Annotated in this window: 21 protein-coding genes; 12 read left to right on the forward strand and 9 right to left on the reverse strand. The window is 33.2% G+C overall.

Annotated features, from left to right (window positions below):
* Positions 1-127: 127 nt before the first annotated feature.
* The 3 genes from OZP08_RS03915 to OZP08_RS03925 all read right to left on the reverse strand — a co-directional run bounded on the left by OZP08_RS03915 (position 128) and on the right by OZP08_RS03925 (position 2,285).
* A complete protein-coding gene (locus OZP08_RS03915; RefSeq protein ID WP_281323050.1) occupies positions 128-784 on the reverse strand; it encodes an aspartate kinase in 657 nt (218 codons plus the stop codon).
* A 104-nt stretch (positions 785-888) separates the two neighbouring features.
* Positions 889-1,248, reverse strand: a complete 360-nt coding sequence (locus tag OZP08_RS03920) for a YraN family protein (RefSeq protein WP_268848439.1) — start codon at positions 1,246-1,248, stop codon at positions 889-891.
* A 32-nt stretch (positions 1,249-1,280) separates the two neighbouring features.
* Positions 1,281-2,285: a S66 peptidase family protein gene (locus OZP08_RS03925; RefSeq protein WP_432419628.1), complete on the reverse strand. Its 1,005-nt coding sequence runs from the start codon at positions 2,283-2,285 to the stop codon at positions 1,281-1,283.
* Positions 2,286-2,417: 132 nt separating this feature from the next.
* Between OZP08_RS03925 and OZP08_RS03930 the strand changes: the two genes are divergently transcribed.
* Positions 2,418-3,533 (forward strand): endonuclease/exonuclease/phosphatase family protein, encoded by a 1,116-nt coding sequence (locus OZP08_RS03930; protein WP_281323595.1) that lies wholly within the window; start codon positions 2,418-2,420, stop codon positions 3,531-3,533.
* 205 nt (positions 3,534-3,738) lie between these two features.
* Here OZP08_RS03930 and OZP08_RS03935 read toward each other — a convergent pair whose 3' ends face one another.
* On the reverse strand, positions 3,739-4,698 hold the full coding sequence (locus OZP08_RS03935; protein WP_281323051.1) for an MBL fold metallo-hydrolase: 960 nt from the start codon (positions 4,696-4,698) through the stop codon (positions 3,739-3,741).
* 375 nt (positions 4,699-5,073) lie between these two features.
* Between OZP08_RS03935 and amaB the strand changes: the two genes are divergently transcribed.
* Entirely contained in the window at positions 5,074-6,627 is a 1,554-nt protein-coding gene (gene amaB, locus OZP08_RS03940) for an L-piperidine-6-carboxylate dehydrogenase (RefSeq protein ID WP_268848440.1), read from the forward strand.
* Positions 6,628-6,742: 115 nt separating this feature from the next.
* On the opposite strand, the gene OZP08_RS03945 is transcribed toward amaB, so the two are convergent.
* From OZP08_RS03945 to OZP08_RS03960, 4 genes are all read right to left on the reverse strand, one after another.
* Positions 6,743-7,273, reverse strand: a complete 531-nt coding sequence (locus OZP08_RS03945; protein WP_268848441.1) for a DUF6646 family protein — start codon at positions 7,271-7,273, stop codon at positions 6,743-6,745.
* A gap of 44 nt (positions 7,274-7,317) precedes the next feature.
* The gene (locus OZP08_RS03950) at positions 7,318-8,043 is read right to left on the reverse strand and encodes a metallophosphoesterase family protein (RefSeq protein WP_268848442.1); all 726 of its coding nucleotides are present in this window, start codon (positions 8,041-8,043) and stop codon (positions 7,318-7,320) included.
* 454 nt (positions 8,044-8,497) lie between these two features.
* Positions 8,498-9,637 (reverse strand): ATP-binding protein, encoded by a 1,140-nt coding sequence (locus OZP08_RS03955; protein WP_281323052.1) that lies wholly within the window; start codon positions 9,635-9,637, stop codon positions 8,498-8,500.
* A 34-nt stretch (positions 9,638-9,671) separates the two neighbouring features.
* The gene (locus OZP08_RS03960) at positions 9,672-10,547 is read right to left on the reverse strand and encodes an aldo/keto reductase (RefSeq protein ID WP_268848443.1); all 876 of its coding nucleotides are present in this window, start codon (positions 10,545-10,547) and stop codon (positions 9,672-9,674) included.
* Positions 10,548-10,817: 270 nt separating this feature from the next.
* Between OZP08_RS03960 and OZP08_RS03965 the strand changes: the two genes are divergently transcribed.
* The 8 genes from OZP08_RS03965 (at position 10,818) to OZP08_RS04000 (ending at position 20,092) form a co-directional block, all read left to right on the forward strand.
* Positions 10,818-11,822, forward strand: a complete 1,005-nt coding sequence (locus tag OZP08_RS03965; protein WP_281323053.1) for an AAA family ATPase — start codon at positions 10,818-10,820, stop codon at positions 11,820-11,822.
* Between the two features lie 87 nt (positions 11,823-11,909).
* Positions 11,910-12,773: a DUF58 domain-containing protein gene (locus tag OZP08_RS03970; protein WP_281323054.1), complete on the forward strand. Its 864-nt coding sequence runs from the start codon at positions 11,910-11,912 to the stop codon at positions 12,771-12,773.
* Positions 12,774-12,836: 63 nt separating this feature from the next.
* Positions 12,837-14,465, forward strand: coding sequence for a phenylalanine--tRNA ligase subunit alpha (locus tag OZP08_RS03975; RefSeq protein WP_281323055.1), 1,629 nt, complete (start codon positions 12,837-12,839; stop codon positions 14,463-14,465).
* Positions 14,465-15,466: a vWA domain-containing protein gene (locus tag OZP08_RS03980; RefSeq protein ID WP_281323056.1), complete on the forward strand. Its 1,002-nt coding sequence runs from the start codon at positions 14,465-14,467 to the stop codon at positions 15,464-15,466. The genes OZP08_RS03975 and OZP08_RS03980 overlap by 1 nt, the downstream gene beginning before the upstream one ends.
* Positions 15,467-15,596: 130 nt before the next feature.
* Entirely contained in the window at positions 15,597-16,631 is a 1,035-nt protein-coding gene (locus OZP08_RS03985; protein WP_281323057.1) for a vWA domain-containing protein, read from the forward strand.
* Positions 16,632-16,704: 73 nt separating this feature from the next.
* On the forward strand, positions 16,705-17,466 hold the full coding sequence (locus OZP08_RS03990; protein ID WP_268848445.1) for a tetratricopeptide repeat protein: 762 nt from the start codon (positions 16,705-16,707) through the stop codon (positions 17,464-17,466).
* 58 nt (positions 17,467-17,524) lie between these two features.
* Positions 17,525-19,273 (forward strand): BatD family protein, encoded by a 1,749-nt coding sequence (locus OZP08_RS03995; RefSeq protein ID WP_281323058.1) that lies wholly within the window; start codon positions 17,525-17,527, stop codon positions 19,271-19,273.
* A 75-nt stretch (positions 19,274-19,348) separates the two neighbouring features.
* Entirely contained in the window at positions 19,349-20,092 is a 744-nt protein-coding gene (locus tag OZP08_RS04000; RefSeq protein ID WP_281323059.1) for a tetratricopeptide repeat protein, read from the forward strand.
* Between the two features lie 185 nt (positions 20,093-20,277).
* Here OZP08_RS04000 and OZP08_RS04005 read toward each other — a convergent pair whose 3' ends face one another.
* A complete protein-coding gene (locus OZP08_RS04005) occupies positions 20,278-20,778 on the reverse strand; it encodes a CvpA family protein (RefSeq protein ID WP_281323060.1) in 501 nt (166 codons plus the stop codon).
* A gap of 55 nt (positions 20,779-20,833) precedes the next feature.
* Between OZP08_RS04005 and OZP08_RS04010 the strand changes: the two genes are divergently transcribed.
* A complete protein-coding gene (locus OZP08_RS04010) occupies positions 20,834-21,625 on the forward strand; it encodes a hypothetical protein (protein ID WP_268848448.1) in 792 nt (263 codons plus the stop codon).
* A gap of 48 nt (positions 21,626-21,673) precedes the next feature.
* Positions 21,674-22,030: a hypothetical protein gene (locus OZP08_RS04015; RefSeq protein WP_268848449.1), complete on the forward strand. Its 357-nt coding sequence runs from the start codon at positions 21,674-21,676 to the stop codon at positions 22,028-22,030.
* Positions 22,031-22,039: the final 9 nt, after the last annotated feature.

Below are 22,039 nucleotides of genomic sequence, written 5' to 3' on the forward strand. Positions count from 1 at the left end.
AATGTAAATTTAGGGATTAAGAAAATGGTTTTTTATAATTTACCAATCTTTCTATGGGAGACAATTTAATCTGTGCAAAAAAAAAACGAAGCACTGGGCTTCGTTTTATATAGAAAAAGTATAACTCTTAATTTTTCAAATCTTTGATCACTTTAAAAGCAATATCTACTTCATTTTCACTTACCAAAATAGTAAACTCATTAGACGTCGAAATTACTTCATTGATTATAATTCCTTCCCAAGCCAATCGCTGAAAAATGAAATAATAAATTCCTGGAACAGTGATATTTTCTTTTGGTAATTTTACTGTTATTGAGGCTAAATTGTCCAATTTCTGAATCATTTTTTCGGATGCAAAATGTTTCTCAACCAAGTAATTTACACTATTACTTACCACAATATTGGTCTCATTTACCCCTTTGGATGAGGTGTAAAAAATGTCTGGTAATGCATTAATGTCTGTAATCAAATCAGCTTGTTTGTTTAATACGGTATCCGAAACAGCAAAAGTAAAGTCAGTCAAAGCGGATCGTACCGTTATCTCCCCAATGTTTTTAATTACTTTATTGATTTTGTGATTCAATCTAAAATCTAATTCCTCAGTTAATCTTTTTAGAGCCATTACTACAGCTCCTTGTTTTACTTCTTTTCCAAATTCACTTTCTAATTCGATCATAATATTACGAGACAAAGAAGTCAGGTTGATGATGCCGAGTGATAATGCGTTTAATAAAAACGGTTTGGTTTTTATGTAATTTTCTACAATTGAAGATACTGTTTTCATAAAGATTTTAGGTATTATAGGGGGTTTTTATAATCTATTTGGGAAAATCATTGCAAATATAATTAAAAACATTTTGTTACAAATATAACATTGTTAAAATTTTATCAAAAATGATAAAAAGCGTCCATAAGATGCTCTATTACAAAGGAATTACTCTCTTTATGTACGGCAATGATGTCAAAACGGGCATCAATATCTAAATTTTTGGTATTTACATACGCATCGACAGCTTTTACCAAGAGTTGAATTTTTTTGGGCTTTACAAAATCTTGTGGCAGTCCAAATTCAAGAGATGATCGTGTTTTTACTTCTATGATTGCAAGAACTTCATCTTTTGTGGCAATGATATCAATTTCTGCCTTTTGGAAAGTCCAATTGGTTTCTAGAATATCGTAACCGTTTTTTTGGAGATATTCCACAGCCAAATCTTCTCCAAGTTTGCCAAGTTCATTGTGTGCAGCCATAGAGATTTTAGATTTTGAGAGCGTATTTAATTTTACTTTTTAAAAAGCACAAGATTACAATTTTCATTCACATCCATAGTCACTATATTACCCATAATCAATGCTCGATTATCGTGTACATGACCGGCAGGGAAATTATAAAGTACAGGGATGTTGTATTTTTGGGTGACATCTTGAACAATCTCCAGTGCATTTTTCCCCCAAGGAATATCATTGTCTTTCATTTTGGTCATTCCGCCCACAATAATTCCTTTGATGCTTTCGAGACAGCCATTACGCTTTAAGTTCATCATCATTCGGTCAATGTGGTAAAGATATTCGTCTAGATCTTCTATGAATAAAATTTTATCGGTACAATCAATCGCCGATTTAGACCCCATTAAACTATATAAAATAGACAAATTTCCGCCCACTAATTCACCAGTAGCTTTCCCAAAACGATTCATCGGGAACGGATCAATTTCATATTCTAGATGTTCTCCAAACAAGGCAGTTTTCAAAGTTGCTATAGATTCTGGAGCAGTTCTTTCGACACTAACAGGCATAGTTCCATGAATCGATTTGTAACCCATTGTATTGAGATGATTGTGTAAAACGGTAACATCACTAAAACCAACAATCCATTTTGGGTGTTGTTTGAACTTGGTAAAATCCAATAGATCAATTATTCGTACCGTTCCATAGCCTCCGCGAGCACACCAAATCGCTTTGATATTTGGGTTATCCATCTGGTGTTGCAAATCGGCTGCACGTTGTTCATCAGTTCCTGCCAATTGATTTAGATCGAGTCCGATGGTGCTCCCAATAACAACCTCCAAGCCCCAAGAATGCAATAAGTCTATGGTTGGTTTTAGGTTGTCATCAATGTTTTTTCTAGCAGTTGCCACAATAGCAACGGTATCTCCTTTTTGTAAATAAGGTGGTGTGATCATAGTAGTTTGAGCTTGACTGTTTATTGGTTTTAAAATAAAAATAAGTAATAACATTAGATACAAAACACATTGTTTTTGAATAAAAGAAAATGGATTGGTATTCATGCTGTACTTTTTTGAAAATGAAAGGTTATGCCAATTTTGGGCTAAAGCAAAGATATACATTTCTAGAAGACTGAAAATAATTGTAGTCAAATTACTATATTTACTATATGTAAACCTAATTATGAATTAATGATGGCATTAAAAAAAGCCTGTTTTTATCTGATTTTATTTCTTTTAATTTCAAAAAGCAATGCACAGACCAAAGCTTTTGTGATACATACTGTTGCCTTTTACAATTTTGAAAACTGCTTTGATACGATTAATGATCCAATTACCAATGATGAAGAGTGGACACCAACGGGAGATCAACATTGGAACTCTAAAAAATACTATCAAAAATTAGAAAATTTGGCTCGGGTATTGTCTGAAATAGGAACCTCTGAAAATCCCAATTCTCCAACATTTATTGGAGGTGTTGAAATAGAAAACAGAACGGTATTGGAAGATTTAATCAAGCAACCCAAACTGATTAATAAAGAATATGGAATTGTTCATTTTGATTCGCCAGACAAAAGAGGTATTGATGTAGCCTTATTGTATCAAAAGAAACAGTTTCAGCCCACGAGTTATAGTAATATTCCGTTGTATGTGTACAAAGGAGAACAGTCTGTCAAGGAAACTTTAAAAGCCGAATCTTCGGAGAATTTAGAAACCGAAGATGTAATACAAATCAATACCAAAAATCATCGTGTTTATACTAGAGACCAATTGCTGGTAACGGGTTTTTTGAATGGAGAAGAAATTCATATTATTGTCAATCATTGGCCGTCTCGATCTGGGGGAGAAAAGAAAACGAGTCCTTTTCGAGAAGCAGCGGGAGCTTTGAATAGAAAAATTATAGATTCTTTGCAACGCATCAACCCTAATGCCAAAGTGATAACCATGGGAGATTTAAACGATAGCCCTTTTAATAATAGCGTAAAACGAGCACTTGGAGCAGAAGGAAAAATAAAAGAAGTAAAACCATTAGGAATTTACAACCCATTCGAAGAAATGGCGAATAAAGGATTGGGTACGATTGCTTTTCGCGATTCCTGGGATATTTTTGATCAAGTAATGGTTTCTGAATCGCTGTTGCAAAAGGATTACAGCTCTTTTCAATATTGGAAAGCTGGAATTTACAATAAGCCCTTTTTAATACAAAAAAGTGGTAAATACAAAGGATATCCTTTACGGCATTCGCTTACCGAAATTGGTTTTAGTGATCACTTCCCAGTTTATGTTTATTTGATAAAAGAAAAAAAGTAAAGATTTTTTACAGCAAAGGTGTTTTTGCTGCAAAGACGCAGTTTTAAACAGTTGTAACTATTTCGTAGATACAATGTATTATGCGTATGCTACGTCTTTGCGAGGTACGAAGCGATCTCATGTCGTATGTCGATTCCAATTGATTCTCTTTGCTTGGTCAGGCTAGAGAGATTGCTTCGTACCTCGCAAAGACATGCGTGTGTCTTTACAATTCAAAACGTTTTCCTTGTTCTGGGAATAGGAGTTGTAAACCTAGATCATTTTGTTTTTGTAATTGCTCTTTAATTTTAATAATATTTTGAGTTGGTGGTTTTAAATGGGTAATGATAATTTTGCAATTTTTCAAAGTTCCATTTCCGGTCAATTCGTTAAGTACATGAAGTTCTTTCATTAAATGATTTGGTGTTAAATGCCCAAATAATGAAGAATCAGGTTGTTCATTCGGAAACGAAACTTCAATAAAAATACCTCTTAATTGTTTGTTTTGAATCAAAGGTGTAATAGCTTGCCATAAGAGTTTTAGTTTATCACTTTTCTCTACAGAATCAGGACCTGTATCACCTAAATACAAGACATAATCATTGTTGTTTTGGATTAAAAAAGCAGTACTCTCAAAAGGGTTACCGTGACTTAATGCAAACGCTTTTACAGTCATTGTTGTATTGGTGATTTTGGTATCTTCTTCAGGAGCAAGAGTTTGAAAATGATATTTCTTTAACTTAAATCCCACGCCTTCGTCACCAAAATTGGCCCAAGCCTCACCATTGAAATAATGATTCTCGATTGTCCCCATGCATTTTTTTGTGGCATAAATTGTTTTCGATGAATCTGCTGGAGAGTTTATAATCAAACCAGAAATATGATCTAAATGGGCATGAGAAATAAAATAGCCTTTAATGTATTTTCTTAAAACTTCACTTTCCGAAACGTTAAAGACTTTATTAGATATTGCTTTCTCAATTCCAGAATTTAAAGTTCCAGCATCAAGACAAATATAATCATGAGTGTGAATGGGCGCGACTAAATAGGCCGAAAGATTTTTTTCGTCAATTCCACCTTTAACGCCCAGTGGGACTACTTCGAAAGCGGCACTTTGTTTCTGCTGAGCAAACGTTTGAATGGTTATTAAAAATAAACCAATGAGATATCGATTAATAGTAGTCATAGTCAAAAGAGTTTTATTCTTAAATTACATTTCAGAATATAAAATTACTTCCTTCTTTTTTAACAGAAGGCTTTTTTTATAAAAATCAATGCAAGCTGATTAAAGTAATATAAATTAATTTTTCTTTTTTTAGCTTTTTGCAAAACGGAATAAATGGAAAAAGTATTTTATTAAAAAACTTTATGGTTGATATTCAATGCGATATTATCCCAAACTTAGTATAGAATATCCTAATTCGCTTTATTAATGTATTCACTTCAAAAGATAAGGCCGGATTGACTATATAAATTTTTTATATGATGATAATTATCTAATTTCGTGATTAAATAATATCTTTACGCAAAAAATATAACAAATTTAACCAAAATAGTTACAATGATAACAATAGCAGAACAATTCGGAATGAAAGAGGCATTAGCGCAATTGGGAGTTAAAGCCATAAATGAAGGAACTTCAACAGGGATTAATAATTTTTCAAATGGAGAAATACTTGATAGTCATTCACCAGTAGACGGAAAGTTAATCGCTTCTGTAAAAATGAGTACAGCAGCAGATTATGAAAAAGTAATGCAAACTGCAACTGAAGCTTTCAAAACATTCAGATTGATGCCAGCTCCACAACGTGGAGAAATTGTGCGCCAGTTTGGTGATAAATTACGTAAAAATAAAGAAGCTTTAGGTAAATTGGTTTCTTACGAAATGGGGAAATCATTGCAAGAAGGATATGGAGAAGTTCAGGAGATGATTGACATCTGTGATTTTGCAGTGGGATTATCTCGTCAATTGCACGGATTAACAATGCACTCTGAGCGTCCAGGGCATAGAATGTATGAGCAATATCACCCACTTGGAGTTGTGGGAATTATTTCTGCTTTCAATTTTCCGGTAGCAGTTTGGGCATGGAATACAGCATTAGCATGGATTTGTGGTGACGTTTGTGTTTGGAAACCATCAGAAAAAACACCATTATGTGGCGTTGCCTGTCAAAACATTATTGCTGAGGTGATTAAAGAGAACAATCTTCCAGAAGGTATCTCTTGTTTGATCAACGGAGATTATACAATAGGTCAATTAATGACTGCTGACAAACGTGTGCCTTTAGTTTCAGCTACAGGATCTACTCGTATGGGTAAAATTGTTGCACAAGATGTAGCAGCTCGTTTAGGAAAATCATTATTAGAGCTAGGAGGAAACAATGCTATCATTGTAACTCCAGATGCTGATATCAAAATGACTGTTATTGGTGCTGTTTTTGGAGCAGTAGGAACTGCAGGACAAAGATGTACATCGACTCGTCGTTTGATTATTCACGAAAGTATTTATGATAAAGTAAAAGATGCAGTTGTTGCAGCTTATGGACAATTAAGAATCGGAAATCCATTAGACGAAAAAAATCACGTTGGGCCACTAATCGATACTCAAGCTGTTGAAATGTATGCCAATGCTTTGACAAAAGTAGTAGCCGAAGGAGGAAAAATTCTTGTAGAAGGTGGAGTACTTTCTGGAGAAGGGTATGAGAGTGGTTGTTATGTAAAACCAGCTATTGCTGAAGCACAAAATTCATTCGAAATCGTACAACACGAAACTTTTGCTCCTGTTTTATATTTAATCAAATATTCAGGAACAGTAGAGAATGCTATCGATGTACAAAACGGAGTGGCTCAAGGATTATCATCAGCGATTATGACTAACAATTTGCGTGAAGCAGAGCGTTTCTTATCTGCAGTAGGATCAGATTGTGGAATTGCCAACGTAAATATTGGAACTTCAGGAGCTGAAATTGGCGGAGCTTTTGGAGGAGAAAAAGAAACAGGTGGTGGACGTGAGTCTGGATCTGATGCTTGGAAAGTCTACATGCGTCGTCAAACCAATACAATCAATTATACTACAAGCTTGCCTTTGGCACAAGGAATCAAATTTGATTTGTAAGCTGAGCTTATTCTAAATAAAAAAGACCATTTGAAAGCTAAATTTCAAATGGTCTTTTTGTTTTTGTATCTCTTTTCAAAAACGTATCAAATGCTTTTTTTGAATAAACGTCTTTTTATAAATTAAAAGAAGCTCCAAGACTAAAAGTGAATTGGTTGTTTAAATTGTAAAACAATTTGTCTTCATTTCCATATTTTGCAATTGGAAATCCAAGTTCAGTAAATACACCAAATCCTTCAGTAAAGAAATAACGTCCACCAACATGGCCTCCAAAGTTTTTCAAACCTAAACTTAATCCAGGATAGATATCTAATTTTTCATCTACATTTATTACGCTTCCTAAATTAGCATTGATTCTAAATTTCGCGTCAAAACGATCTTTAAACTCTGGTTTTTCTCCATAGTATAGAGTTGAGCCACCATTATAAAAACCAGAATATTCATTTACACCCAGTAAATAACTAGAAACAAATCCGATAGAGAAATTTTCTCCAAGACCAAAATCTGCAGAAGCTTGAATTCCAGATCCACCATCTTGAAAGTTAGCTCCGATATTAACTTTAGTGTCTCCTTTTCCTTTAAAAGCATGTTGTGCATTTGCTAAACCAAAAGACGCCAAAAACACAAGTGTGATAATTTTTTTCATAAAATAAATAGGTAATAATTTCTTGGCAAAGATAGTCTTTTGATTTAATTGCGCCCTTTTTCACTAGGATATAAACTTGGTAAAGGTTCGCTTTGCCAAAATTCTTTGGTATCAGCATCGATAATTGTTAGAGGACCTTTGAAAGCGGCTCCGGTATCAATGTTCCAAATATTAGCCATCTGTACTGGGATTGTTGATCCTATGCGCGAGACAGGCGTATGGCCAATGTATACTTCCTTGTATTGAATGAATCTTTTTGGATACAATAAATCAGAAGGTTTCATGTCTTTGTCTAATGCCAATGCGGTTTCCCAAAGTGTTCTATCCCAATAAAATAATTTTGGGAAATATTCATATAGAACACCATTCATATGGGTATAACCCGCATGAATAAACAACCTGTTTTGTTCGTCCAGATAATAATTATCTAATGATTTCAGGAATTTGATATGTTTTTGTTTGGTCTCGGCAGATACGTTTTCATAGGCCAAAACGGTTGCTTCCCCACCATGGTTGTACCACAACAAATTATCTTTGCTTTCGCTCAGCCATTCCTCTAATAATTCATCATGATTACCGCGAATACAAATGATATCATGAGAAGCTTTCATCTCAATCAAAAAATCAATTACTTGTGGAGATTGACTCCATCCATCCACATAATCTCCCAAGAAAATGAGTTTGTCTTTTGGGGTTACCTTGGCTCTTTCTAGAACTTGATGCAAAGCGCGTAAACCACCATGTATGTCTCCAATTACTAATGTTCTCATGCAATTCGTTCTGAAATTTGTTCTTTTACAAAAATAAGAGAAAAGAGGTATTGTTTCTTTGATTTTTTAATCATTTAAAAAAAATCAGCTTCGATTTTAAAAATAGATAGCTCTTAGTTTAGCAAACAAAAAAATGAAAGTTCTAAGAATACATTTTTTTAATGGTATGTTTTTATTTTAAAAACAGAATGTTAAAGTATTGATTTTTAGAAAATTGAAACAATTTTTTGAATAAAATTCATTATTTTTGACTCTCAAAAAAATCACTATATTTGGTGATTGTATGTTGCAATAAAGTATTATATTTTTACCAAAAATTTATAAAAATGAATGCATTACTCACTTTAATATTACTGATGACCAATTTTGTTTGTCAAGTGATAAATGATGTTGTACACTGGATAACAGGTTTGTTCAGCTAATTAGTGCAAAACTATTTTAAACAATAAACTCATCACTGCACATCGTATTTCATTTTTCTTAAAATTCGGAGTGCTTCTTTAAACGAAAGATATGTTTGCGTAAACGGTTTTAATAACGGTTTGGCATCAATCAGTTTTTGTTTAGCTTCCTCAAAACCGTTAAGATAGCAAATCATAAAAGTAGACGGTAAGTTTTCTAAATCTTTGAGTTCTCGCTCAGATAATTTAATCTCTTTTTGAAGTTTGTAAAGTAAGGAGATGTTCGAATTATAAATATGGTACAACATTTTCCTATTGAATTCGGGTGGTTCAAAAAGTATTTTTCTATCAATTTTATAATAACCATTATCGTGAAAACGGATCGTTTGTTGTTCCAGGGGATAGTAACTGGTTTTGTCATTCAAACCCAAAGGAACATACTCAACAATGGTAAAAGTATCTTCGTCATACGTAATTTCAACCACATCTTGAGCCGAATAGAATAGCTTGATCTGTTCGTTAATCAACTCAATATCTACACGGGATAAATAAGTTTTATCACGGTATTTTTTGATAATTCCAGCCCAACAAATAACGAATAATTCTTTGAAAACCTTGTATTTTGGAGCCATATCCTTGTGACGGAAATTCATAAAATCAATAACACCATCAAGGGTATATTCTATACTGTTTCTGGAACTGTTTTCAATGTCTATTACAGATTCGGTATTCTGATAATTTTTCTCTACTTCACCTTCAATCGGCATTGTATTACTGCCCCGACGTATAAAAACACTGTTTGCAGGAATAGTGTGAATTCCTTTTTTGAAATAGGAAATTTTGCTGTTGGGCTTTATAGTAACGAGTCCTATAACTTTGTCCTTTGGTAAATTGGGGAAAGGAACATTTTCGTATTGAATTTTAGGCGGATGTTCCAGAAATGCATTTACTAAATTCTGAATCCTGCTATCATCAAAAAAATCATCTCCCACAATATCATTATTCTCATCTTCAACACCTACTACTATGTATGAATTGTTGGTGGGATTTGAATTGGACAATGCGCAAATGTGTTTCAAAAACTTAGCTTTTCCCTCTCTGGAATGTAAATTTAGTTGCCGTTTCTTATCATAAAAACTGCACTCATCGTTGTGAGCGAGTAAGTTTTTGATAAGAAGGCGTTTATTGATCATTTGATTTGTGATTTCAGAATTATAGCAATCTTATTTACGGCACGGGATTCCCCGTGCTGGCTATCCAAAGTGCAAACCAATCTTGTAATTCCATTTCAAAAGAGGTAGCCTTCATCAAATTAGCAATTCTAGTTTTGTCGGAAGTCCCGCAAACTGGTAAAATTCCGGCAGGGTGTTTTAATATCCAAGCCAATAAAATAACATCATCAGCCACATTATATTTTAACGAAAGAGTTGTTGCCAGTTCTTTAATACGTTTTGATTGTTCATCATCTTTCCTAAAAACGGTTCCTAAAGGAGACCAACACATAGGCGTAATTTGGTTGGTTTGCATATGGTCTAAACTTCCGTCGAGCATGGGATCAATATGCGTGATAGAAAATTCGATTTGATTGTAATTGATTTTAGTTTTTGTTTGAATCAAATCGGTTTGACTGGGTGTAAAATTCGATACACCAAAATCTAAAATTTTTCCTTCTGTTTTAAGTCTTTCAATGGCTTCATTAATTTCATCGGCTTGCATCAACGGACTCGGTCTATGCAAAAGCAAAAGATCTAAATAATCGGTCTGTAAATTTTGTAAGGATTGTTCAACAGACCAAATGATATAGGACTTAGAATATTCATAATGTCCAACGCTATTTTGATTTCTGTTTTTGTTTTTAAGTTGAATACCACACTTTGAAATTAATTGTATTTTTTGTCTGTCAATTTTGCTTTCGCCAAAAGCATTTCCAAAGGCATTTTCTGTAGTATATCCCCCATAAATATCGGCATGATCAAAGGTCGAAATGCCGCTTTCAAGACAGCAATTCATTAAATCAATCATCTGATTTTTGTTCAAGTTTTTACCCCAATTGCCCCATGTCATGGTGCCGGCAATTATCTTAGAAAAAGGTGTTTTAATCATGATTCAACTTTAATGTTTGTTCAAAAATTGCATTGTCAATTTAGCCCCATTTATTTGGCAATTGACACCAATGATTTACGGGTTTAAGCCATTATTTTTATGGTTATTTTATTTAGTTCTTAAAAATAGGTAAATAGTATCACAATTCGAGCTTAAAATTAGAGTATTGTCCGAAGTTTTAACCATTTTTTAACATCTTAGGTCTAAAAAAAAATTCAATTTGCACCATCAAACGAAAGATAAATAAACTAAGGGTTTAAAAAAACAAATATGGAAGAGAATACAACGACTTTAGACATTAGAGCAATCAATGAAAAAATCGAAAGAGAAAGTGCTTTTATAGACCTTCTCACTATGGAAATGAACAAAGTTATTGTGGGACAGAAACACATGGTAGAAAGATTGTTAATCGGACTTTTGGGTCAAGGGCACATTTTGTTGGAAGGTGTTCCGGGATTGGCAAAAACTTTAGCGATTAATACACTTTCACAAGCCATTCAGGGTTCTTTTAGTAGAATTCAGTTTACTCCAGATTTATTACCTGCCGATGTTGTAGGAACCATGATTTATAATATTAAGCAAAATGAATTCTCCATAAAAAAGGGACCAATTTTTGCTAATTTCGTTCTTGCCGATGAGATTAACCGTGCGCCAGCCAAAGTACAATCAGCTTTATTAGAGGCAATGCAGGAAAAACAAGTAACAATTGGCGATACCACTTTCAAATTAGAGCGACCATTTTTAGTTTTGGCAACTCAAAACCCTATTGAGCAAGAAGGTACTTACCAATTGCCAGAAGCACAGGTCGATCGTTTTATGTTAAAAACAGTTATTGATTATCCAAAGATGGAAGACGAGCGTTTGGTTATTCGTCAAAATCTTAAAGGAAGCTATGATAAAGTAAACCCAGTAGTTTCTGTAGATCAAATTTTACGTGCTCAAGAAGCAGTTCGTGAAGTATACATGGATGAAAAAATCGAGAAATACATACTGGATATTATTTTCGCAACCCGTTACCCAGAAAAATATAAATTGGCTGATTTGAAACCTCTAATTAGTTTTGGGGCTTCGCCACGTGGAAGTATTAACCTTGCTACTGCTGCAAAATGTTATGCTTTTATCAAACGTAGAGGGTATGTAATTCCAGAGGATGTTCGTGCAGTAGTACATGATATTTTGCGTCATAGAATAGGTGTTACTTATGAAGCCGAAGCCGAAAATATTACATCGGTAGACATCATCAATAAAATTATAAACGAAATCGAAGTACCCTAATTAGATAGCAGTTGGCAGTTTTCAGTTGGCAGTCGTCATTCGGCTTTAAATCTGAAATCTGAAATCTAAAATCTGAAATCTAAAGAAATGGATACAAAAGAGCTTTTAAAAAAAGTACGTAAAATAGAAATCAAAACCCGGAGATTGAGCGATCATATCTTTTCGGGGGAGTATCATACTTCGTTCAAAGGACGCGGAATGACTTTTAGTGAAGTGCGTCAATACCAATTTGGAGACGACATACGTGCTATTGATTGGAATGTAACTGCTCGATACAACGAAGCACATGTCAAAGTTTTTGAGGAGGAACGTGAATTAACCATGATGTTAATGGTGGATATTTCGGGTTCTGAAAGTTTTGGTTCTAAAGGTCAGTTTAAGAAAGAAATTGTTACTGAAATAGCCGCGACAATGGCTTTTTCGGCCACTCAAAACAATGATAAAATAGGACTGATTTTGTTCTCTGATCATATCGAATTGTATATTCCTCCTAAAAAAGGAAGATCACATGTATTGAGAATCATTCGTGAATTGATAGAATTTCAACCGAAAAGTTACAAAACCGATATTGCTCAAGCTTTGAAGTTTTTATCAGGTACCCAAAAAAAGAAAGCTATCGTGTTTGTCATTTCCGATTTCATGTCAGGGGATTATGAACAAACATTGAAGATTGCTGCCAAAAAACACGATATCACCGGTATAAGAGTGTATGATGTTCGAGAAGAAAAAATGCCTAATTTAGGAATGGTATCTATGCTTGATGCAGAAACAGGCGAGACGAGATTGATTAATACAAGCTCAAAATCAGTGCGAATGAATTATGAGAAATACTATCATGATAATGTGCACTACTTTAAAGAAACTTTTAGTAAATCAGGCTCAGGAGTTGTAAACACTAGAGTAGATGAAAGTTATGTCACCAAATTATTAGGCTATTTTAAATCACGATAAGAAGAAACCTAGCCCTGTAAGTCCCGATAACCATCGGGACTTACGAGGTTAATTAGATAAAAAATGAAAATTAAACTTAACCTACTATTACTACTGATTTCGACTTCTATTTTTGCACAGCAAAAAGTAGTTACCAGTATTGATACCACAAAAAATAAAATCGGAGCTGAGTTTAAATTGACTTTAAAAACTTCGGTAGATACTTTGTCTAAAGTAGTTTTTCCAAAACTAAAAAGCATTGGAGCGTTAGAGGTTATTCAGTCGTATCCGATTGACACCATCAAAAAAGACGACAGATATGAGTTAATCAAAAAGTACGGCTTGACTCAATTTGATTCAGGAAAATACACGATTCCAAGCATAAAAATCCTGATAAATGATAAGCCATTTTTGACAGATTCTCTAAAAGTTGAGGTAGCCAATGTTCAAGTAGATACATTAAAACAAAAAATGTATGACATTAAAGACATTGTAAAAGCCCAAGAAACATTAGGAGATTGGTGGAAATATCTTTTGGGAGTTATATTGATCTTAGGAATAGGAGCTTTCGTTTATTGGTATCTCAAAATTCATCAGAAGAAAAAAATAGAAGAGGAAGTTTATAAAACACCAATAGAAAAAGCGACAAGTCTGCTTAATACTTTAGAGAAAAAGGAGCTTTGGCAACATGGTGAAGTAAAAGCTTATTATAGCGAATTGACAGATATAGTACGAAATTATATTGAGGAAGCGATAGAAATTCCAGCAATGGAAAGCACAACTTCTGAATTGATTGAAGGACTTAAGGCGGCATCGTTAAAAAAGAAAATGAAGCTTTCCCAAGAAACGATAGGAAATTTATTTACGGTATTGAAACAAGCGGATTTAGTAAAATTTGCCAAATCAAAACCTTTAGAATTTGAAATTACTGAAGATAGAAATAGAATTCAAAAAACGATTTTAACTCTTGATGAGGCTATTCCGGTAGAAGTAACAGTCGACGAAGACACTATTTTGAATGAAGCCCAAAAGCAAAAACAAATCAAAATTTTGCTTAGAAAAAAGAGAATTCAACGTATTGTGGTTTCGGTTTTATCTGTTTTTCTTTTGCTCTCAGCCATTACAATCTATTTCATGGCTACCAAAGGATATAATTATGTAGTAGACAATGTTTTTGGACACCCTACCAAAGAGTTGTTAGAAGGTGAATGGGTAAGAAGTGAATATGGAAACCCAGGTGTTATTGTAGAAACCCCAAAAGTGTTGAAAAGAATAGATTTGACAAAAACATTACCAAAAGATGGAATGGCACTTATAAAAGAGATGCAATCTTTTGGTTACGGTAGTCTTTTGGATAATTTTTATATTATGGTCTCTACTATAAAATATAAAAAAGAAGGAGCATTAGATTTATCTAAATCAATCGAAAGTTCTTTGCAGGTTTTAGAATCACAAGGGGCACAAAATATGATCGTAAAACAAGAAGACTTTCAAACCAATGCAGGAATCACAGGAAGGAAAGGATATGGAACTTTCAGTAGGATAGATGGGAATACCCAAAGCAGTTCTAAAATTTATTATGAAATTTTACTCTTTGGACAAGAAGGAGGTTTGCAACAAATTATGATTCTTCATGAAGAAGGAGATCGATATGCAACAGAATTAACAGACCGTGTTTTGAATTCGGTAGAACTTAAATCAGCGAATAACTAATGGGAAAAATAACGTTTTTAAATCCGGAATTTTTTTGGATGTTTCTTTTGATTCCAATTGGGATTGCTCTGATATTTTGGAGAAGAGATCAACAAACGGCTTCCTTACAGATTAGTTCACTGCAAGGATTTAAAGATTCAAAATCTTTATTGGCTAAGTTTGAACCACTATTGAATATAATTCGATTACTGGCATTATCCTCTTTAATAATAGCTATGGCTAGACCTAGAACGGTTGATATTAGCAATAAAACAAAGACCACAAGGGGAATTGATATCGTTATGGCGATAGACGTATCTGGAAGTATGCTGGCAAGGGATTTAAAACCAGATCGAATGCAAGCTCTTAAGAAAATAGCGGCGGACTTCGTAGATCAGAGAGTAAATGATAGGATAGGACTTGTAGTTTATGCCTCAGAAGCCTACACCAAAACACCTGTAACTAGTGACAAAGGAATTATTCAAGATGCAATTAGAAGTATAAAGTATGATAATGTCTTGGTAGATGGAACTGGAATAGGAATGGGATTGGCCACAGCCGTAAACCGTCTAAAAGATAGTAAGGCGAAAAGTAAAGTAATTATTTTGATGACAGATGGGGTCAATAATGCTGGATTTATCGAACCAGATACTGCTTCGGATATTGCACAACAATATGGTATAAAAGTATACACTATTGGAATTGGTACTAACGGAATGGCTGAATCTCCATATGCAATTGGACCAAATGGACAATTGATGTTTCAAATGATGAAAGTGGAAATTGATGAGCCTATGATGAAAAGCATTGCCAGAAAAACAGGTGGAAAATACTTTAGAGCAACTAGCAATGATAAATTAGCTCAAATTTATAATGAAATCAATAAATTAGAAACTACAGAGGTCGAGGAATTAAAATTCTATGATTATGACGAAAAATACAGACCTTTTGTTTTGGTGGGATTGTTTTTAATTTTATTGGAATTAGGATTGCGTAATACAGTATATAAAAGTTTTATTTAGCCTCAATCTTTAGTCAATGATGATCATTGGGAAGAATTGAAAATGAAATAAATGAATTAAAAATATCAAATTTAGATTTACAATTTTAGAGTAAAAATCTAAAATCTAAATTCAGAAATCTAAAATTAAAATGGAATTAGACGAACAAAAATATTTATATCTTCTTTTTTTACTGCCAGTAGTGGTAGCTCTTTTTCTAATTAATTTATATTGGAAAAGAAAAAAGCAGCGTGAGTTTGGTGATTTAGAGTTACTAAAAAGGCTAAGTCCAGAACGCTCTATTTTTAAGCCTATTTTAAAACTGACAGTAATGCTTTTGGCTTTGGCCGCTTTGGTTATAGGTTTGGTAAATCCTAAAGTAGGAACCAAAGTAGAGACCGTAAAGAGGGAAGGAATTGATATTGTGTTTGCAATGGATGTTTCTAAAAGTATGCTTGCTGAGGATGTTGCACCAAGTCGTTTAGATAAAAGCAAACAAATAGTATCACAAATAATCAATCAGTTAGGAAGTGATAGAATAGGGATTGTGGTTTATGCAGGTAGCGCATTTCCAGTGTTGCCAATAACAACTGATTATAGTGTTGCCAAAATGTTCTTGCAAAGTGTTGGCCCGGAAATGGTTTCGTCTCAGGGAACCTCGCTTGATGAAGCTATAAAATTATCAGCAACTTATTTTGCCGAAAAAAGTAAGACAAGTAAATTGTTGATTATGATTTCGGATGGGGAAGATCATTCTGAAGGTGCTGAGGCAGCTGCAGAAGAAGCCAAGAAACTAGGAATGAAAATCATTACCATTGGATTGGGAACAGAAAAAGGAGGAACTATTCCCCTAAAAAGAAACGGAGTAGTAGAGAGTTACCAAAGAGACAATAGTGGAGAAGTAGTAATAACCAAACTGAATGAAAAAAGTTTAGCAACGATTGCAAAAATCACAGGTGGTGGCTATGTCAACGGAAACAATACAAAGGAAACGTTGGAGTACATAAAAAGCGCATTGGATAAGATTCAAAAAACCGAATTTGAGGCTACAGAAATGGCAGGTTTCCAGTCACAATTTCAATGGTTTTTGGGAATTGGATTTGTCTTATTATTTCTTGATATTTTCTTCTTGGAAAGAAAAACGAGATGGGTGAAAAAGTTGAATTTATTTAATGAAAATAAATAAAGGATTAAGATCATCGGTGAACTAAAGTAATTATTGCCAATAGAGCACTTTGGGATTTAGATTTAAAATGAAAATGAAAAATACAATTGTACACATACTATTACTTTTACCTTTTGTTGTCAGTGCACAACAGAAAGACAAAGTATTGCCTAAAGCAAATGAGGAATATGGAGAAAAGAATTTTGTGGAGGCAGAGGCCAATTATAGAATTTCTAAATCTAAATTTCCTAATAGAACGGTTGCATCTTATAATTTGGGAAACTCTATTTACAAGCAAAACCAGTTTTCAGAATCTAAATATGCGTATGAAAATGCGTTAAAAAATATAAAAACCAGACCTCAAAAGCATAAAGCTTTTCATAATTTAGGTAATGTTTTTATGAAAGAGAAGGATTATACACAAGCTGTTGAAGCCTATAAAAATGCATTACGAAATGACCCTACTGATGAAGAGACACGTTATAATTATGCATTAGCAAAAAAAATGCTAAAAGATAATCCACCTCCAAAGGACGATAAAAATAAAGATAAGAATAAAGACAAAGACAAGGATAAAAAAGACGATAAGGACAAGGATAAAAAGGACGATAAAAATAAGGACGATAAGAAAGACGGAGATAAAGACAAGAAAGACGACCAAAAGGACGGAAACAAGGATAAAAAAGATGAAAAGCCCAAAGATGATGGTCAGCCAAAACCAAAACCAGGAGGGATTCCAAAAGAACGATTAGAAAATCTTTTAGATGCTGTAAATAATGAAGAAAAGAAAATTCAAGATAAAGTAAACGCCAACAAAACGAAAGGCTCTCCAGTAAAAGCAGAGAAAGATTGGTAAGCTTATAAGAGATTATTTACATTAGATTAACGAATAAAAAATAACGATTAAAGAAGTAATGAAAAGATATTTAATTCTATTACTAATCAGTTTTCAAGGACTTTTTGCTCAAGTACAATTTGAAGCTAGAGTAAGCAAAACAACGCTAGGACTCAACGAAAGACTCCGTATTGATTTTGTGATGAATATTGATGGGGATAATTTTGTTCAGCCTTCTTTTGATGGTTTCCGAATTATAGCTGGGCCAAGTCAGCAAGTCAGTCAGTCTTGGATTAATGGGCGAAGTACCTTCGAGAAAAGCTATTCCTATTTTCTTTTGCCTAATCAAAAAGGGACTTTGGTAATTAAGCAAGCAGCCATAGAATATAATGGGCAGATTTACAAAACGTCACCTATAAGAATAAATGTAACAGCAGCAACAGAGCAGCCTCGTGACCCTAATGATTCACAAGTTTCAGCCGATGATAATTTATACTTAGTTGCAGATATTTCAAATACCAATCCGTATATCAATCAACCTATTACGGTAGTCTATAAATTGTATTTTAGTTATAATATAGGAATTACAAAATGGGACGAACTTGGGAAACCAAAATACAATAATTTTTGGAGCCAAAACATTGATATCAAACAATTGGTGGCCGAGGAAGGAATGTTTAAAGGCGAACGTTACCGATATGTGGTATTACGAAAAACGGTTTTATATCCTCAAAAATCAGGAAAGCTTGTCATAGAGCCATTATCCTTAGATATTGATGTGCAATTACCTACCAATCGTAGAGACATGTTTGGGCGTGTAATTATAACGGAAGGTAATAAAAGAGTTTCAGCGGGAGCCAAAACCATAAACGTTAAACCACTACCAGAAGCAGGCAAGCCAGCAGATTTTTCGGGTGCTGTGGGTAGATTTGATTTTAAAGCAATACCTTCAAAAACAACATTGAAGAATGGAGAAAGTCTGGATCTTGTCTTAAGTGTAACCGGAACAGGGAATCTTAAGTTATTTACTTTACCTAAGCCAGAAGTGCCTAATGCATTAGAAATGTATGATGCCGTTCATGATGAGAAAGTAAATACACCACTTTCTGGTATGAACGGAAAAATATCAGACACTTATACTATTATACCGCAATACAAAGGCAATTATGTTATTAAGCCGATGCACTTTTCTTACTTTGATTTAGGATCAGGTACGTATAAAACGATAAGTTCTCACGAAATAAAAATCGATGTTCTTGATGGACCTACACAAACTGCAGAAGCACCAACAAATGCAAGTGTTGGAAAAAATACGATTACAGGAGTAGAGCAGTTTAAATTTATTGATTTAAAAACAAAATTTACGGCAAGAAATGAGCCAGTGTTTTTTGGTTCTAATAAGTTCTATACTTTATTGTTTTTACCATTCTTGTTGCTTCCAATAGTTGTATTATTCAAAAGAAAAAAAGAAGCAATTGATGGTGACGTTTTTGGAAACAGAATCAAAATGAACAATAAATTGGCTAAAAAATATTTATCAGAAGCCAAAAATCAAATTAATAATAAAGAACCTTTTTATGTTGCTTTAGAAAAAGCAATGCATAATTTCTTGAAAGCCAAGTTACATATCGAAACATCAGAAATGAGTAAAGATAATATTCAGGAATTATTGTTGTCTAGAAGAGCCAACCCTATAGCAGTGAATGATTTTATTGCACTTACAGAAAATTGTGAAATTGCGAGATATACACCATCATCGAGTGAAACGATACAACACGATTTTGATAAAGCGGTAACTATTATTGCCGAATTGGAAAAGCAGATATAAGTCACTAAGATTCTAGGTTGCTAAGTAACTTAGAATCTTAGTTTCTTAGAGACTTAGAAATTTTATAGAAAAAAAATGAAAAATATTTTTTACATACTGTTATTAACTACCCAGTTTTTCTTTGCCCAAAGTGGGTTCGAAAAAGGGAATGATTTATACCAAAAAGGGAAGTATGATCTTGCTATCAAAGAGTATGAATCGGTTTTGGCAGAAAACAAGGAGTCAGCCGAATTGTATTTTAATTTAGGGAATTGTTATTATAAGCTTCAGAAAACAGCTCCTGCAATTTATAATTACGAGAAAGCGTTGGTTTTAGATCCTGCTAATAAAGAGGCTTTAAACAATATAAAATTTGCACAAAAACATACAATAGATGAGATCAAAGTAGTTCCAAAAGTAGGCTTTGCAAAGTTACTTCGTGATTTTACTGGAATTTACCCTTTTGATACTTGGGCATGGATTGCGATAGGATTAGCAACTTCATTTTTACTGTTTTTTTTGGGATATTATCTATCTCAAGCAGTAGTTATAAAAAGAATTTTCTTCTTTGGAATGTTTGTAATACTATTGTCTATTATGTTGAGTATTTCGGCAGCCTTTTTTGAAAAAAGTCATTTTGACAATGAAAAACCTGCTATTGTTTTCGCTGAATCTGCAGATGTAAGGAACGAACCCCAAAATGCAAGTGCATCTATCTTTACACTCCATGAAGGCACCAAAGTATACGTAGAAGAAACGTTAGAAAATTGGAAAAAAATTCAATTGACCGATGGAACTGAAGGATGGATTGATAGCAAGGCTATTAAAGAAGTAAAGTAAAAAAATAGATTGCTGATTTGGATTTTGTTTTTCTTAGATGTTGTAAGCACTAAAATTGATTAAATATCTATTATAAAAAGAATAGCCCATAGTTTTTACTATGGGCTATTCTTTTTTAATTTTCTAATAAGGGACAGAACTACATGGATTTTTGAATACTGTCAGGATTAAGATTCGCTACAGAATTACTTCCTGGCTTTGTCATACCATTTTTCAATAGACGGGAAAATAAACCCAGATACTTTTTGAATAGGGTTAAAAAATAGAGACTTGTCTAAGGTTTCTTTTTTGGCGAGATAGTTATGATAATTTATTTTCTCGAAAACAGTAAGGAATATACTAATGATTAAAACCGTTTTTAATACCCTAAAAAAACCACCTCCAAGACTGTTCAGCCAACCTAGAAATGCAAAATCGGCTATGCCAGTTAGAAATTTACCCAGTAAATAAATCCCGACAACCACAACAATAAAAGTGAGTATAAAAGCAATTACCTGAATAGTGTGAGGATTCCAATGCAGCCAGCCAGATAAAATAGCTCTTACTACATCCGAAAATTTTATGGCGATGTAAATTCCTAAAATAAGGGAAAGAAATGAAGCCAATTCTACAAAAAGTCCATTTCTAATTCCTTTATACAACGAGTAACACAGTAGTCCACCTAAAACAATATCAAGAAAGCTCATTTTTACGTTAGTTTTATATTTTTATATCTTTACTTTTGCTTCAAAATTATATAATATGAAACAGAAATCATTACTCAATTTACTTTTTATTATTTGTGTCAGTTTTATCTCATGTTCAAAAGATGATGCATCAAATGATAATCCAGAAGGAAAACAAATTTTGATAAAAAATGTGTCAGAAGAAATCTATAACAACGGACAAGTTGAAAAAAGTTCAACTAACTTTATTTATGAAAATAATATTTTAAAAAATATCTCGAAAGGTACATATGTATCTGAATTAATCTATAATGGAGAAAAAATCGTTAGAATTAATAATTACGTAAATAATGTACTATCTGCTGGATATACGAGTTTTCAATATGATGGAGATTTGTTGAAATATACACTTTCAGGAGAAAAACAAGACAATAAAACAGTTTACAGTTATATAAACAGTGTTTTAACAACTCAAAAATCAGGTCTTTTAAATGGAGTTGATTTAATGGTTTCAGAAACTAAAAATTACAGTTTCAATACAAATATGAATATTGCTGAAACATTAAGTAGTTCTAATACTGGAGGGAAAATTTATGACTCGAAAAAGAAGAGTGTTTATGACACTAAAAATAATCCTATGAAGTTCATGAATAAATATTTTAAAATAATTTATAAATGTGAGGGATTTGATGGGTTGAGTAAAAATAATGAAATTTCTTTTGATTCGTTTTTCCCAATTTCGAGCACTACTCCAGCTAAAACAAGATTTGAAATAATATATAATGCTGATGATTTCCCAATAGAGATCAAAAAATATAGTGTTTTAAATAACGTTTTAATTTCTAAAACGAATATAGAATATCAATAAAGGTTTTTATATCGAATAGAATTCGATTTTCACTTTTAAAAATTAGAAATGTCAAGAGACGCACAACTTAAAGAACGCTGGGAAAAGATAGTCGATATACTCTCCAATCAATTCTCACAAGGAGAAGATTTAGATCTGGATGCCATAATTTATCTAATTGGTGTACAGGAATTAGGGAAATTACATCGTGAGTTCAAAAAAGATGAGAAACTCAACTTGATGCACATAGCGATATGCCGATTATTGGAGCCTTACGGATTCTACGAATTCGAATTTTTTGATGAGGACGGATGGCCGCATTACAAAGTAAAAGAGGAATTACCACCTTTAAAAGCAGGAGAACAATCGGTTTTGATGAAAGAAGCAATCGTTAATTATTTTCTGGAAAGAGGAGTTATTGATTAATGATTTAAG

Origin of the sequence: Flavobacterium aestivum, from assembly GCF_026870175.2 — a bacterium.
Classification (GTDB): Bacteria; Bacteroidota; Bacteroidia; order Flavobacteriales; family Flavobacteriaceae; genus Flavobacterium; species Flavobacterium aestivum.

What these genes read in the sequence shown, in the direction of transcription:
- OZP08_RS03915 (WP_281323050.1), bottom strand. Translation starts at nt 784, where the DNA reads ATGAAAACAGTATCTTCAATTGTAGAAAATTACATAAAAACCAAACCG.
- OZP08_RS03925 (WP_432419628.1), bottom strand. Translation starts at nt 2,285, where the DNA reads ATGAATACCAATCCATTTTCTTTTATTCAAAAACAATGTGTTTTGTAT.
- OZP08_RS03945 (WP_268848441.1), bottom strand. Translation starts at nt 7,273, where the DNA reads ATGAAAAAAATTATCACACTTGTGTTTTTGGCGTCTTTTGGTTTAGCA.
- amaB (WP_268848440.1), top strand. Translation starts at nt 5,074, where the DNA reads ATGATAACAATAGCAGAACAATTCGGAATGAAAGAGGCATTAGCGCAA.
- OZP08_RS03960 (WP_268848443.1), bottom strand. Translation starts at nt 10,547, where the DNA reads ATGATTAAAACACCTTTTTCTAAGATAATTGCCGGCACCATGACATGG.
- OZP08_RS03955 (WP_281323052.1), bottom strand. Translation starts at nt 9,637, where the DNA reads ATGATCAATAAACGCCTTCTTATCAAAAACTTACTCGCTCACAACGAT.
- OZP08_RS03965 (WP_281323053.1), top strand. Translation starts at nt 10,818, where the DNA reads ATGGAAGAGAATACAACGACTTTAGACATTAGAGCAATCAATGAAAAA.
- OZP08_RS03930 (WP_281323595.1), top strand. Translation starts at nt 2,418, where the DNA reads ATGGCATTAAAAAAAGCCTGTTTTTATCTGATTTTATTTCTTTTAATT.
- OZP08_RS03990 (WP_268848445.1), top strand. Translation starts at nt 16,705, where the DNA reads ATGAAAAATACAATTGTACACATACTATTACTTTTACCTTTTGTTGTC.
- OZP08_RS04015 (WP_268848449.1), top strand. Translation starts at nt 21,674, where the DNA reads ATGTCAAGAGACGCACAACTTAAAGAACGCTGGGAAAAGATAGTCGAT.
- OZP08_RS03920 (WP_268848439.1), bottom strand. Translation starts at nt 1,248, where the DNA reads ATGGCTGCACACAATGAACTTGGCAAACTTGGAGAAGATTTGGCTGTG.
- OZP08_RS04005 (WP_281323060.1), bottom strand. Translation starts at nt 20,778, where the DNA reads ATGAGCTTTCTTGATATTGTTTTAGGTGGACTACTGTGTTACTCGTTG.
- OZP08_RS03995 (WP_281323058.1), top strand. Translation starts at nt 17,525, where the DNA reads ATGAAAAGATATTTAATTCTATTACTAATCAGTTTTCAAGGACTTTTT.
- OZP08_RS03950 (WP_268848442.1), bottom strand. Translation starts at nt 8,043, where the DNA reads ATGAGAACATTAGTAATTGGAGACATACATGGTGGTTTACGCGCTTTG.
- OZP08_RS03970 (WP_281323054.1), top strand. Translation starts at nt 11,910, where the DNA reads ATGGATACAAAAGAGCTTTTAAAAAAAGTACGTAAAATAGAAATCAAA.
- OZP08_RS03935 (WP_281323051.1), bottom strand. Translation starts at nt 4,698, where the DNA reads ATGACTACTATTAATCGATATCTCATTGGTTTATTTTTAATAACCATT.
- OZP08_RS03980 (WP_281323056.1), top strand. Translation starts at nt 14,465, where the DNA reads ATGGGAAAAATAACGTTTTTAAATCCGGAATTTTTTTGGATGTTTCTT.
- OZP08_RS04000 (WP_281323059.1), top strand. Translation starts at nt 19,349, where the DNA reads ATGAAAAATATTTTTTACATACTGTTATTAACTACCCAGTTTTTCTTT.
- OZP08_RS03975 (WP_281323055.1), top strand. Translation starts at nt 12,837, where the DNA reads ATGAAAATTAAACTTAACCTACTATTACTACTGATTTCGACTTCTATT.
- OZP08_RS04010 (WP_268848448.1), top strand. Translation starts at nt 20,834, where the DNA reads ATGAAACAGAAATCATTACTCAATTTACTTTTTATTATTTGTGTCAGT.
- OZP08_RS03985 (WP_281323057.1), top strand. Translation starts at nt 15,597, where the DNA reads ATGGAATTAGACGAACAAAAATATTTATATCTTCTTTTTTTACTGCCA.